Genomic DNA, 13775 nt, shown 5'->3' with positions numbered 1-13775 from the left:
AATTTACTTAAATTTGTAAAGTGTATATATAAACTTCTTTAAAATTAAAGATTAAATTATTTGGTCTAAATCTTTTTGAAAGTACATCAATTGGAATGTTTTTAAAAAAATTTAAAAAAGCATTAAAATGTCGGAATTTTTAGTATTTTTTAACAATTTATCAATTGACATCATTTAATGCGGAAGTTAAAATTTAACTATGTTCTTTATAAAGAACACTTATTGGATTACTCAAGACTCAAGGTTTTTAAAAATATTTTACTTTTTAAGAATAAAATATTTGCATAAATAAAATGATTATTCGCTGTGAACAGTTCATTAATAGATAAATGAAAAATTAAATTTTTATTTAAATCATTGTATTGAAAACTGGAGGAGAACATGAGTGCAATAACTGGTATTATTCATTTTAATAACGAGCCTCTTTCTATTGAACATGGACTTGGATTAATGAAAAATTTACAAAAATACCCTGCTGATGATATCCAAGTTTGGCATAAAGAAAATGTTTTTCTTGGGTGCCACGCACAGTGGATTACTCCTGAGTCAATTGGAGAACAACTTCCTTTTTATGACTATGAAAGAAAATTAGTAATTACGGCAGATGCTATCATAGATAATCGTGAAGAATTATTTGATAGCCTTCAGGTAAACATGACTTTAAGAAAATCAATGGCTGACAGTCAATTGATCTTATTGGCATATGAAAAATGGGGAGAAGATTCACCTAAATATCTTGTAGGTGATTTTGCATACATAATTTGGGATGAAAAAAAACGAATTTTATTTGGAGCAAGAGATTTTTCAGGAAACCGAACCTTATATTATTATAAAAATCATAAATTATTTACGTTTTGCACAGTGATAAGGCCTATGTTTTCTTTGCCTTATATTGAAAAGCAAATAAATGAGCAATGGTTAGCTGAATATTTATCTATACCTGTAAATTATGAGTCTACGGATCTTTTTTCTACAGTATACAAAAATATAGAACAACTACCTCCATCGCATACTATTACAATCACGAATGGTGAAGCAAGTTTAGCTAGATATTCAACATTGATGAAAAATGAGAAATTAAAATTAAAGTCAAATGCTGAATATGAGGAAGCGTTTCGTGAGGTTTATAAAAAAGCGATTAAAGCGCGGTTAAGAACTCATCAAAAAGTAGGTGCACATTTAAGTGGTGGCCTAGATTCTGGATCCGTTGTTGGATTTGCAGCAAGAGATTTGCTTAAAGAAAATAAAAAGTTACATACATTCAGTTATGTACCTGTTCAAGGATTTGTTGATTGGACTCATAAAAGCAGGATTGCAGATGAGAGACCATATATCCAATCAACTGTAAATTATGTTGGTAATATAGATACAAATTTCTTAGATTTTGCTGAAAGATCACCTTTAACAGAAATTGATGAATGGTTGGATATGCTTGAAATGCCTTATAAATTTTTTGAGAATACATATTGGTTAAATGGAATTTATGAAGAGGCACAAAAACAAGGAATTGGTGTTCTTTTAAATGGTCAAAGAGGAAACTGGACAGTATCGTGGGGGCCGGCATTAGACTATCAAGCAATGCTATTAAAAAAGCTAAAATTAATTCGTTTTTATAGTGAACTAAAGCAATATAGTAGAAACCTGGGAGTTAATACATCTAAAGTTTTTAAAGTAGTAAAGAAAATAGCGTTTCCTTCTTTAAATTCTTCCGAATCAAATAGTGAGCATTTTCCTGTCATTATTAATTCAGATTTTGCAAGAAGGATGAATGTATATGAAAAACTAAGTAGCAAAGATGTAGATCTTACTGGAACCAATTTTGCAGATGTATATGAAATTAGAAAAAGACATTTTGAAGATTTATATTATTGGAATATAACTGGGACGTATGGAACTAAATTATCTTTACGTTATTCCCTGTGGGATCGAGACCCAACGAATGACTTAAATGTTATCCGCTTTTGTTTATCTGTTCCTGAAGGCCAATTTGTTCAAAATGGGTTAGGTCGAGCTTTAATTCGGAGGGCAACCAAAAATATCTTACCCGATAATGTAAGACTAAATCAACAGGTTCGAGGCGTTCAAGGTTCAGATGGTGTACACCGTATGGCACCATTCTGGAATGAGTTTATTGCCGAATTAAAACAATTAAGTGAAGATCCTTTAATGTGTGAATTATTAAATATGGATACAATTAGAGCTGCTATATTAAAAATACAGAATGAAGCTCAGCCAGAATTTGCATTTGATTTTGATTTTAGAATATTAATGCGTAGCCTAATCGTATACCGTTTTATGAAAAAGGCTATTTGAAAGGAGGTGATACAATGAAAAAAGAATGGAGCACACCAATATTAGAAGTACTTGATGTGAACATGACAATGGCAGGACCAGGTATTAGAACTCCAGATGCTGTTCAACCGGATCCAGACTCACCTCACCACGATGTTGTTAATTACAGTTAATTAATTACAAAGGCAATCCGCCTCTAATGCCCTTATACAGTTTTAATGGTATGGGGGCTTTTTAAATCGTATTTATTTTTAATTGGAGTGTATAAGGTGAAAAATACAATTAATAAAACAGTTTATAATGCCTTTGGTTTGAAAATCGTAAGCGAAATTAAGCTGCCAGAGTTATTTCAATCTGAAAATAAAATCGATGATTTAGATATTGAAGTGAAAATTAAAGACTTATCAAAGCAATGGAGTAAGTTAAATAGTTTGCAAGAGAAAGTAATAATAAAAAAAAATCTGGTTATGTTTCAAGTGCCAGATGCGGCGATATTTTCAATTCAGGATGGTAAAACAATAATAGTTGATCCTATTTTTGGTGCAGAGGAAGATAAGATTAGACTTTATATTCTTGGAACATGTATGGGTGCAATATTGATGCAAAGAAAAATTTTTCCATTACATGGCAGTGCTATAGCTATTAATGGAAAAGCATATGCTTTTGTAGGGGAATCAGGTGCGGGAAAGTCGACTCTTGCTTCAGCATTCCTAAGTAAAGGATATCAACTTCTTAGCGATGATGTTATAGCAGTTTCCTTTGACGAAAAGAATAAACCTTATATATTACCTTCTTATCCTCAGCAAAAGCTTTGGCTGGAAAGCCTAAATGAATTTGGGAAGGATATCATGGACTATCGCCCTTTATTTGAAAGGGAAACGAAGTATGCTGTTCCTGTAGAATCACAATTTTGTGCAAATCGATTACCTCTTGCAGGCGTTTTTGAATTGGTCAAAAAGGAGAACGAACAAATTGTAATGTCTCCAATTGAAAAGCTTGAACGGTTAAAAACCCTATATTCCCATACATTTCGTAATAGCTTTATTGACGGGCTTGGATTGATGAACTGGCATTTTACATTTTCCGTAAAAATAATAAAAGAGATTAATTTATATCAGTTAGTGCGCCCAATTTCCAAATTCACGGCTTATGAACTAGTTTCGTTAATTATAGAAACAATAAATAAGGGGGAAATTAGATGATTAATACGATTAAAATTTCATTAAACTGTCAGGTTATACAAAATGAAGGAAACATCGTTAGTGATATGGACGGGGAAACGGTAATGTTAAACGTTCAAAAGGGGAAATATTACAACTTAGGTGAATTAGGCGGTGTAATTTGGAGTTATCTTGAGGAATCAATAAAAGTCTCCGAAGTAGTTACAGCGTTAATATCAGAGTATGAGATCGAACAAAAGGAATGTGAGGAACACTTAGTCACTTTTTTAAATCAACTATTATCTGAGAATTTGATAAGTATCTTAGATGAATCTAGTTGTTAATATTTAACTTTCTTGTTAAAAGGTAGGAAGTAAATCATGACGTTTATTAATAGATTAAGAATATTTTTTTCAATGGATATTAAAATTAAACTATTATGTGTTGAGGCTTTTGTTTATTTAGGATGGGGAAGATTCCTAAAAGGAAAACAGTTTGCAAAGGTTGCACCGACTTTAGGTAAACGAATGACTGAAACATCTCTTTCCTTTAATGCAGAACAAATACAAATCCTGAGAGATATATCTAGTTCCTTAAATATTATGAGCCGCTATACGGTTTGGGAAAGTAAATGCCTTGTTAAAGCAATAGCTGGAATGAAAATGCTTGAGAGACGTCGAATAAACAGTACTCTTTATTTAGGAACTGGTAAAGATGAAAACGGAAAACTAATTGCTCATGCTTGGTTAAGAAGCGGTCCTATTTTTGTTACGGGTTCAGAAGGAATGGAGAAATTTACTGTAGTTGGAAAATTCGCAAAAGTAGTAAGTGAGGAAAATAAAAATGGAGAAAACAATGAATAAAAATTTCGCTTTGGATCTAACCCGTATTTCGAAAGAATTTATCTTACTGCTTGAATTTTTAAAATTGGATGATCCTAATAACGCATTATTAAATAATAATAAGGTTTTAGTAGATATTGATTGGGATCATTTTTTAAAATTGACTATGCATCATCGTATGTTCTCAGTTATATACTCAAAAATTAAGAGTTTAAGTGATTCGATTGTTCCGGCATTTGTAAAACAGAATCTTAAAAAGCAATATCAAAAAAATACATTTCAAATGCTCCATTTAAGTGCTGAGATGGAAAAAGTAAGTAAACTATTAACTGAGAATAAAATCCGCGTAATTTTTCTAAAGGGGCCGGTACTTGCAACGGAGCTATATGGAGATATTTCGTTAAGAACATCCAGTGACTTGGATATACTCGTTCCACTACATGATTTAGATCGGATTGAAAAAATACTAATAGAAGAAGGCTTTGAAAAAGATGAGTACATCAAAACAGTACTGAATGATTGGAAATGGAGACATCACCATATAACGTACTATCATCCTAAAAAGAGAATTAAACTTGAAGTTCATTGGAGGCTTAACCCCGGACCGAGGAGGGAACCGGACTTTAATGATCTATGGAAACGAAAAAGAAAAAGTTCAATTACGAAGTATCCTATTTATATTTTAGGGCGTGAAGACCTGTTTATATTTTTAATTACACATGGGGCACGTCACGGGTGGTCTCGTCTTAGATGGTTAATGGATATTCACCAAATATTAAAACAACCAATTGACTGGAATAAACTCAAGGTTTTGTTAGATAAATACCAATGCGTTCATATCGGAGGACAAGCAATTATATTATCCTCTCATTTATTAAATACTCCTATTACAAAAGAAATGGAACAGCTTATAAAAAGTAACGTAGCTAAAGTTTTAGCTCAAGATGCTATTTATTACTTTGAGAATATGATTAATTTACATACCGAACCTGTCCCTGAAGAGGTATCTAAATATCATAAATGTCATTTATTTTCATTAATGTCATTCGAGCAAAAAATATTATTTTTTCTAAGTTTTTTACATCCATACCCCGAAGATGCCGAGGTATTACCATTACCAAATTACTTACACTTTTTATACTTTCCTTTACGTCCTTTTTTATGGGTATGGAGAAAAACAAGGAAACGCGTATCCATAGGAGGATTTAATAAATGAAAGATGTCATTTACTTTTTAAAGCAAATTCACTCATTTACTGGAAAAATTTTATACGTTAATCTTCTAGCAATGACTTTTATTGGATTGCTTGAAGGAATTGGGATGATATTAATAATTCCGATTATTAACATGAGTGGGATCGTTAATTTGAATGTTAGTGGAACACCACTTTCAAGTTTTTTCGATTTCATAAATCATACATCGGTAACAATAAACTTACCCATTATGCTAGGAATCTATCTATTAATAGTAATTGGCCAAAATCTAGTCCAGCGGAAAATAACAATTCAAAACACGATTATTCAAGAAGGATTTTTAAGGCATTTGCGAGTAGAGACATATAACAAGCTGATTCATTCTGACTGGAACTTTTTTATTAAGAAGAGGAAGTCAGATCTGATTAATTTGCTATTAGCAGAAGTTGTTCGAGCTAATAGTGGGACAAATGCGTTTCTACAATTTATGTCATCTCTAATATTTACGGGTATACAGGTTGTTCTTGCCTTCTGGCTTTCACCTAAAATAACCACTTTCGTCATATTATTTGGGTTAGTTCTAATTATTTTTAATCGAAAATTTCTTAAACGTTCTTTAGCATTAGGTAACAGAAATTACGAATTAGCAAAAAGTTATTTTGCGGGGATAAATGATCAAATAAATGGTATTAAGGATATAAAAAGTAATACTTTAGAAAACTCAAGAATGGATTGGTTTCAATCAATTACTGAAAAAATGCAGTCAGAACAGGTTGAATACATGAAACTTAAAACTACATCTCAATTATATTATAAAATTGCCTCTGCAGTATTAATCGCAATTTTTATTTATATTGGTGTTAGTTTATTTCATGCACAGACTGCTCAATTGATGTTAATTATTGTTATCTTTTCAAGATTGTGGCCGAGGGTAGCTGGTATTCAAGCCTCAATGGAGCAAATCGCAACAAATCTTCCGTCTTTTAAAGCTGTAAAAGTATTACAAAATGAATGTAACAATGCGAAAGAATTTGAAAGAGACTCGAACCAACTTATAAAACCAATCGCATTAAAGCATGAAATCGAATGTCGCAATGTTTGTTTTCAATACAATCAAAATGAGAAATTGAATGCACTTCAGGATATTAATCTAGTGATACCTTCCAATAAAATGACTGCTGTAGTTGGTAGATCAGGTGCAGGAAAAAGTACATTAATTGATCTATTAATGGGCCTAAACCAACCTGGAAAAGGTGAAGTTTTAATAGACGGGACACCAATTAAAAGTGACAATTTATTATCACTTAGAAAAGCAATCAGTTATGTTCCGCAGGATCCATTTCTATTTAATACAACTATTCGTGAAAACTTAATGTTAGTTGAACCAAATGCAAGTGACGAACAAATATGGGAAGCACTAGAGTTTGCCTCTGCTGCGGAGTTTGTAAATAGGCTTCCTAATAAATTGGATACATTGATTGGGGATCGCGGTATTAGACTTTCAGGGGGAGAAAGACAGCGAATAGTATTAGCTCGGGCTATTCTTAGAAATCCGTCTATTCTTGTCTTAGATGAAGCGACAAGTGCGCTTGATACTGAAAGTGAAGCAAAGATACAGGAAGCGATCGAACGATTAAAAGGAAAAATGACCATAATCGTCATTGCTCATCGACTATCGACAATACGAAATTCTGATCAGGTTGTCGTATTAGAGCAAGGAAGAGTAATCCAAAAAGGTGGGTTTAATCAACTTGCATCAGAAAAGAAAAGTATGTTTAGTAATCTATTACAAAACCAGTGGGAAGCTAGCCTTTGATAAACACTCATTTAATATGTAGTGTTTTTCTTATTGAATTAGATTCTATTTTTTGGAGAGGATGGATTTGAAAAACGCTAGACGTAAATTTTTAATTGTTCTGTTGGTAGCCATTCTTCTTTTAGTTATTTATACAATTTGGGATAACAATCGTATCAAAATTGTAAAACAAGATATTATTATTGATCATCTACCTAAAGATCTTGAGGGGTATAAAATTCTTCAAATCACAGATTTACATAGTAAAGAGTTTGGTAAAAATCAACGTCGATTGCTACAATCAATTAATTCAATTGATTACGATTCAATCGTTTTCACAGGAGATATGGCTCTTAATAACGAAACTAAAAAGTATAAACCTTTTTATGATCTATTAAAGGGAATCCGAAATAAAGAGAACGCTATTTACATACCTGGAAATGATGACCCTGAGGCATACTTTGTCAATTCAAAAGGTGAATTAGCAAAAACTGAATTTGTAAAAGGAATTGAAAAACGAGGAGTCAAATTTTTAGAATCGGTCTATTCCGTGAAGAAAAACAATTCTTCTATAAACTTTGTTGATTTTGAGGCGTCTATACTAAACCCAACTCAGAGTTATGTGCGAGTTAATGGTATCTTCGTACCGGCATATGAGAGAACAGTACAGTATACTGACCATCGCGAAAAATTACTCAGCGAGGTTTCTAGTATTGATCATTTAAATAAGAACGACATCTTGATTGCGCTTAATCATTTTCCCGTTGTTGATGCACGTATTGATACATTATTAAATGATCCGAATTTGAAGTTTAAAGATAGGAAATACGATTTAATTATTGCGGGACACTATCATGGCGGTCAAATTCGTATACCTTTTATTGGGGCACTTTTTGTCCCGGAATCATGGTATAAAAATAATGGATTGTTTCCTCCACAAAACCGTGTTAAAGGACTATGGGAATATAAACATACTAAACAATATGTCAGTGCAGGTTTAGGAAGTAGCGAAGCAATTCCACTGTTGAAGTTTCGTTTTTTTAATCCACCAGAAATTAATGTACTGACATTAAAAAGCAGTAAAAAAAATAGCAGCAATTAATCCTAAAATTTAAAAGATTAAATAACGCTAGTTTACTATTTACACCATTTTACCTAAAAGGAGCAATACCCATGACCTGGAAAAAAATAATGTTACGAATTGGATTAGTTGTATTAGGTTTAGCGGTAGTAGTTGGAGCAACAGGTTTTTATATCTACCATCAAGTCGCGGAAACGACCAGTACAATTTATCAACCTATAGAGAAAACAACTAAAAGAAATGCGCCATTAAATATGAACGAAAAAAATCCATTTTCAGTACTCCTCCTAGGAGTAGACAAACGACCAGGTGACAAAGGGCGCTCAGATTCCCTTATGGTAATGACAGTAAATCCTACAAAGCATACAACAAAAATTATTAGTATTCCACGTGATACCCGAACTGAAATTGTAGGGAAAAATAGTGTTGATAAGATTAACCATGCATTTGCCTTCGGTGGCATACAGATGACCGTAAACACTGTAGAGAAATTTTTAAACATTCCTATTGATTACTATTTAGAAGTCAATATGGAGGGGTTTAAGGATATTGTAGATGCAATTGGTGGTGTAGAAGTGATGAATACACTAGACTTCACTAATGACGGTTTTCATTTTAAAAAAGGGTTATTGTCTTTAAATGGAGAGAAGGCGCTAAGTTTTTCTCGTATGCGATATGAAGACCCACAAGGTGATTTCGGTCGAGAAGCTAGACAGCGTCAAATTATTCAAGAAGTTATTAATAAAGGAACAAAAATTAAAAGCCTAGTAAGTTATAAGGATATACTAAATTCAATCAATAAAAATTTAGAAACAAATTTTACAATGCAGCAGATGTTCGAGATTCAGAAGGACTACCGTGGTGCTACTGCCAGTATTGAACAACAGCAATTACAAGGAAGTGGGAAGATGATTAAAGGGATCTACTATTATTTGGTACCGGAAAAAAATCGTCTAGCACTTTCAAATGAATTGCGGGACCAGTTAGGACTAGCACAATAAGAACTAATCTTAAAATAAAAAAGCACTCGTTATGTATATAGGTTAACTATATTACATAATGAGTGTTTTTTTTTATGTTTAAACTAATTTTTTCATAAACAGTATAGTGAACACATCGAAAGAGTATAAAGAGCGGAAAATACAAATTGAATATTTATAACCAATTCTACAAAATTTATAATGATTTCAATTTTTTACAGTTAAACATATAAAAAGTCCTAAGTCTATTATCTCTATAAACAAAATAGGAGTAAAAAGAAATTCAACTTTGGTAGGTGTGGAGATGGGAATTTCTAGGTAATAAGGACTAATAAGTAGGCTGATAGACTAAAAGATGCGTTTTAATTACAAGAAACGACACAAAAATAAAAAACAATACAACTATCAACAAAATTAGACAAAAAATATGTAGAATATTGTAGAAATAGCAGTTTTTTTAAGTGTCTGGCGCAATTGTTAGATTATTTGGTCTTTTGTATAGTTAAGTTGTATACGTTCTCACGCAAGAACAAATACATACCATATACAATTTAAGGAGAGAGAGAAATGAAAAAGGTTAAAAGTAAAGTTGTAATTGGAATTGTATCTGCTGGTCTAGTTATTTCTGGAGGAATCGCTTTTGCAAGCACGAACGCTGGTGACTTATTAACAAACTGGGCTAATACGAAAACTTCTGATGCAAAAACAGAGCTTTCTTCATCATATAAATCAAAATATGATTCTTCAGTTGAAGATATGAAAACAAATGTTAATAACTACAAAGTTGATGCTGCAAACAACATTGAATTAGTTGGAGATGCTCAAACGAAATTTGCAAATCAACAAATTTCTGCAGCATTAAATGAACATCTTACTGCAATTTCTGACGCTTTAGCTGCTTTAAACATGAGTATCCCAGCTGATTTTGCTAACTACATTTCTACAACAAATGGTAAAACATCTTCTGATTTAGATGCATTGGCAACTACATTAAACAGTAGTTTCAATACACAGCTTTCAGCAGTAGCTAAAGGCGCAGATACAAAGCTTCAAACTAACTTAAATTCTTCTCGTAGTGCAGCTGTAAACGCATTAACTCAAAAAATTCAAGATGCTAAAGCAGAAATTAATTCTTTAATTACTGATCAATCAACAGCTTCTGAAAAGGCTGTTTTAGAACACTTATCTGCTGAAATTACTCGTATTGAAACTGCATTAGAAGCTGAAATCGATGGACAAAAAGCTGATGCAATCAAAACTTTAAACGATACGTCAACAAAAGCTATTAATGATGCAACAAAAGATATGCAAGATTTAGTAGACGCAATTAATAAATAAGAACTAATAGTTAACTATTAGTACATAAATCTATTAAATTATGAAAAATTTAAAAGTTTGTTTTTTTCATGTAGTCATTAGGAGGTAAATTATGCAGAATCGCACTGAAAAAACGGAAAAACAAACGAGGATCTCCCAAAAATTTAAAAAGCTTATAATTGGATCTGTTACGTTGAGTGGTGGATTACTCATCGCAACAACGTTTTCATTTGCAGATACGAATTTACCTGCAGCAATGACTGCATGGACAAGCCAACAAACTAAGCAAGCAAATGATTATATTATTGGAATGACGGAAGCGGAGTCTACTAAGCAAAAAGCACGTCTAATCACAGAAGTGCAAGAAAAAGCGAAGGAATCTGCTGATGAAATACAAAAATATGCATCACAAAAAAGCTTAGAATCACAGGAAGAACTTCAAAAGTACGGAGATCAATTGATTCAGCAAATTGATAGCAAGAATGAAAAAGATGTACAAGAAGCAAAAGCTAAAATTGACAAAATCATACAAAATGCACAGGAACAAGTAAAAGAGCAAATAAACGAACAAGTTCCTACGGTGAACTCAAAGAATAATGATGATTCACATGAAACATCTAACTCTAAAAATGATGATTCACAAAATAAAAACAGCCAAGAACAGTCTAGCGAGGAAGGTCAACAGTAATGGATGCTTCAAAAGTTGAAGAACAAAAGGTAGTGGATGATAAGAATATAAATACTTTTCGTCAGTCATTAATTGATTGGCTAAAGTTCTTTCTAATTTTAGGTGTTCTTTTAGTTATTTTACTAAATACGGTTGGACTTACAAAAGTAAGTGGATTCTCAATGTACCCTACTTTAAATGACGGCGATTTAGTCTTTGTGAATAAATTAGAACGTTTCACACATGACCCCGAACTTGGAGATGTAGCGATTATGAGTTTAAAAAGTGAAGGGATTAATATTGTAAAACGAATAATTGGAGTTCCTGGAGACACAGTCTTTATTAAAAGTGGAATTATTTATGTGAACAACAAGCCTGTTCCAGAGATCTCAACAAATGGGACTTCTGATGATATGGCACAAATAACTGTTCCTAAGAACAAACTATTTGTTGTTGGGGACAACCGTGAACCGGGAATAAGCTTCGATAGTCGAAGTAAAGATTTTGGATTTATTCCGATTAAAGATATTAAAGGTTATGTACTTATTTCAATTCTACCTATTCATAAAATTGCGAAACCACTTAAAGTGTAATCTGTCTAATGGAGGCACGAAAGAAATGGAAAAAAAGTCAATTAAAAAGAAGATTGCAGTCGGAATTCTGGCTGCTGGAATAGTAACATCATCTAGTTTGGCATTTGCAACGACTAATGCTGGGGACTTATTTAAAAATTTTGCCTCTCAACTATTAAATGATGCAAAATCAACTGTAAGTAGTACTTTAGGTACTAAAACTTCTGAAAAGATTAATGCATTAAAAGATAAATTAAGTGCATTAGTTACTGACTCAGAAGAAGGCGTAAATAATAAACAAGGTGAGTTAGAACAAGCTGGTGTTAATAAAATTAACGGCCAATCTAATGAGCATATTCAAGCGATTAACGATTCTTTATCTGGAATTAAACAAAACACGCCTGGTCAATTTTCAAGTTTAGTTTCACAATTAAACTCGCAAACAACTACTGGAGTTGAAAGTGAAGTTAATGGATTAAAACCAGACTTCAGTTCACAAGTTTCAAACGGCCAACAAAAAATTTCAGCTGAGCAAGCTAAAGCACTTGATGATTTAGAAGATGCAATCAATGCGGCTAAACAAACTTTAGGCCAATTAATTGATATGCAAAAACAATCAGCTGACCAACAAGTAAAAGACTACTTACAAGGTCAAATTGATAAAGTAACTCAAATTATTAATGACGCTACTAATGATTTAGAATTCAAAAAATCTAAAGCATTAGCTACTAAAGCAACAACGATTAAAAATGATACACTTACTGATTTAGACTCACTAGCTGGGGGATTATATACGCCACAAAATAGCTTTTTAGAAAACTTTGAAGGTGGAAACTCACCGTTTGCAATTACTGGTGATTGGGAAAGAAATAATTCAAAAGTAGATGGAAAAACTGATTATTACTTGATTAGCGGTAATATTTCAAACAGCCAAACTTCTACTGCTGAAGTGACAATTAACGTTCCAGACAATGGATATAATGCATTCTTATCTTTTGATTATTTAGTTCTTTCACAACTAAATAAAGATATCTTAACAATTTCATTAGATGATAATGTTCTTGTTAGTGAGTCAGGAACAGATAACCACTGGTCAAATGTAAACCTTGGGATCAAACCGGGTAAACACGTATTAAAACTTACTTACGCAAAAGATAAATCTGGTAGCGGAAGCAAGGATGCTGGTTATATTGACAATATTTCATTAAAATATGATTTACGCAAATAATTAGCAGACTAATGAGGATGTCCTAAAAGTATAACTTTAGGGGACATCCTCATTTTTATTTTCATAGAACAAATTTAAAATGTAGAGTAGTTGAATGATAGTTGAAGTGCAAAGAAAATGTCAGGGTGCGAATAAGAGTGCTGATCGTGCAAATAAGGGTCCAGAAACTGCGAATAAGAGTCGAAGTGAAAAGAGGAGTGTTAATTGCAAATAAACTAGTGAATCGTGCAAATAGGGAGTTAGAAACTGCAAATAAAGAGAAGAGTGTTGATGGTGCAAATAAACTGATGAACCGTGCAAATAAGGTGCCAGTAACTGCAAATAATGGTCGAAGTGCAATTAAAATAGAGAATCTGCAAATAAAATAAGTAAATCTGCAATTAAAATGAACAGAACTGCAATTAAAAATAGTGAAAGTGCAATTAAATATCCTAGCAACTTAAGTTAGATAAGAAATTACCTATACCGGTAAGGGTATTCTAACCTAATAATGGCTATAAATGAGGACAAAGTAAAAGAAAAATTAAAAAGTACTCTCTTATTCTTTCTGAACCGACTAAAAAAGTAAAGAAATCTACTAAATTTCCATATATAATGACCATAGAATCAACTCTAATTGAAAGATGCTACTATAATACCCCCATTTAG

At 32.3% G+C, this 13775-nt stretch carries 14 protein-coding genes; all 14 read left to right on the top strand.

Features of this window, described 5'->3' with window-relative positions:
* Positions 1-381 precede the first annotated feature (381 nt).
* The 14 genes from CN601_RS20215 to CN601_RS20155 all read left to right on the top strand — a co-directional run bounded on the left by CN601_RS20215 (position 382) and on the right by CN601_RS20155 (position 13495).
* Positions 382-2313: an asparagine synthase-related protein gene (locus tag CN601_RS20215; RefSeq protein WP_098172128.1), complete on the top strand. Its 1932-nt coding sequence runs from the start codon at positions 382-384 to the stop codon at positions 2311-2313.
* Positions 2314-2327: 14 nt separating this feature from the next.
* On the top strand, positions 2328-2465 hold the full coding sequence (locus CN601_RS26590; protein WP_142317386.1) for a paeninodin family lasso peptide: 138 nt from the start codon (positions 2328-2330) through the stop codon (positions 2463-2465).
* Positions 2466-2573: 108 nt separating this feature from the next.
* Positions 2574-3494 (top strand): aldolase, encoded by a 921-nt coding sequence (locus tag CN601_RS20210; RefSeq protein ID WP_373604994.1) that lies wholly within the window; start codon positions 2574-2576, stop codon positions 3492-3494.
* Positions 3491-3796, top strand: coding sequence for a lasso peptide biosynthesis PqqD family chaperone (locus CN601_RS20205; protein ID WP_098172126.1), 306 nt, complete (start codon positions 3491-3493; stop codon positions 3794-3796). Before CN601_RS20210 ends, CN601_RS20205 begins: the two co-directional genes overlap by 4 nt.
* Before the next feature lie 36 nt (positions 3797-3832).
* Positions 3833-4315, top strand: coding sequence for a lasso peptide biosynthesis B2 protein (locus CN601_RS20200; RefSeq protein ID WP_098172125.1), 483 nt, complete (start codon positions 3833-3835; stop codon positions 4313-4315).
* Positions 4308-5510: a nucleotidyltransferase domain-containing protein gene (locus CN601_RS20195; RefSeq protein WP_098172124.1), complete on the top strand. Its 1203-nt coding sequence runs from the start codon at positions 4308-4310 to the stop codon at positions 5508-5510. Before CN601_RS20200 ends, CN601_RS20195 begins: the two co-directional genes overlap by 8 nt.
* Positions 5507-7303 (top strand): ABC transporter ATP-binding protein, encoded by a 1797-nt coding sequence (locus CN601_RS20190; protein WP_098172123.1) that lies wholly within the window; start codon positions 5507-5509, stop codon positions 7301-7303. Before CN601_RS20195 ends, CN601_RS20190 begins: the two co-directional genes overlap by 4 nt.
* A 67-nt stretch (positions 7304-7370) precedes the next feature.
* Complete coding sequence (locus tag CN601_RS20185) at positions 7371-8384, top strand: metallophosphoesterase (RefSeq protein WP_179865627.1); 1014 nt, start codon at positions 7371-7373, stop codon at positions 8382-8384.
* Between the two features lie 71 nt (positions 8385-8455).
* Positions 8456-9364: an LCP family glycopolymer transferase gene (locus tag CN601_RS20180; protein ID WP_098172121.1), complete on the top strand. Its 909-nt coding sequence runs from the start codon at positions 8456-8458 to the stop codon at positions 9362-9364.
* Between the two features lie 546 nt (positions 9365-9910).
* The gene (locus tag CN601_RS20175) at positions 9911-10681 is read left to right on the top strand and encodes a hypothetical protein (RefSeq protein ID WP_098172120.1); all 771 of its coding nucleotides are present in this window, start codon (positions 9911-9913) and stop codon (positions 10679-10681) included.
* A 91-nt stretch (positions 10682-10772) separates the two neighbouring features.
* Entirely contained in the window at positions 10773-11348 is a 576-nt protein-coding gene (locus CN601_RS20170) for a hypothetical protein (protein ID WP_098172119.1), read from the top strand.
* On the top strand, positions 11348-11920 hold the full coding sequence (gene lepB, locus CN601_RS20165; RefSeq protein ID WP_098118845.1) for a signal peptidase I: 573 nt from the start codon (positions 11348-11350) through the stop codon (positions 11918-11920). The genes CN601_RS20170 and lepB overlap by 1 nt, the downstream gene beginning before the upstream one ends.
* A gap of 25 nt (positions 11921-11945) precedes the next feature.
* Positions 11946-13127, top strand: a complete 1182-nt coding sequence (locus CN601_RS20160) for a hypothetical protein (RefSeq protein WP_098172118.1) — start codon at positions 11946-11948, stop codon at positions 13125-13127.
* Positions 13128-13312: 185 nt separating this feature from the next.
* Positions 13313-13495: a hypothetical protein gene (locus tag CN601_RS20155; protein WP_179865626.1), complete on the top strand. Its 183-nt coding sequence runs from the start codon at positions 13313-13315 to the stop codon at positions 13493-13495.
* Positions 13496-13775: the final 280 nt, after the last annotated feature.

It is taken from the genome of Bacillus sp. AFS017336, from assembly GCF_002555445.1.
GTDB lineage: Bacteria > Bacillota > Bacilli > Bacillales > Bacillaceae_G > Gottfriedia.
Note: the sequence above shows the minus strand (reverse complement) of the source record. Positions and strands in the feature narration are given on the sequence as shown.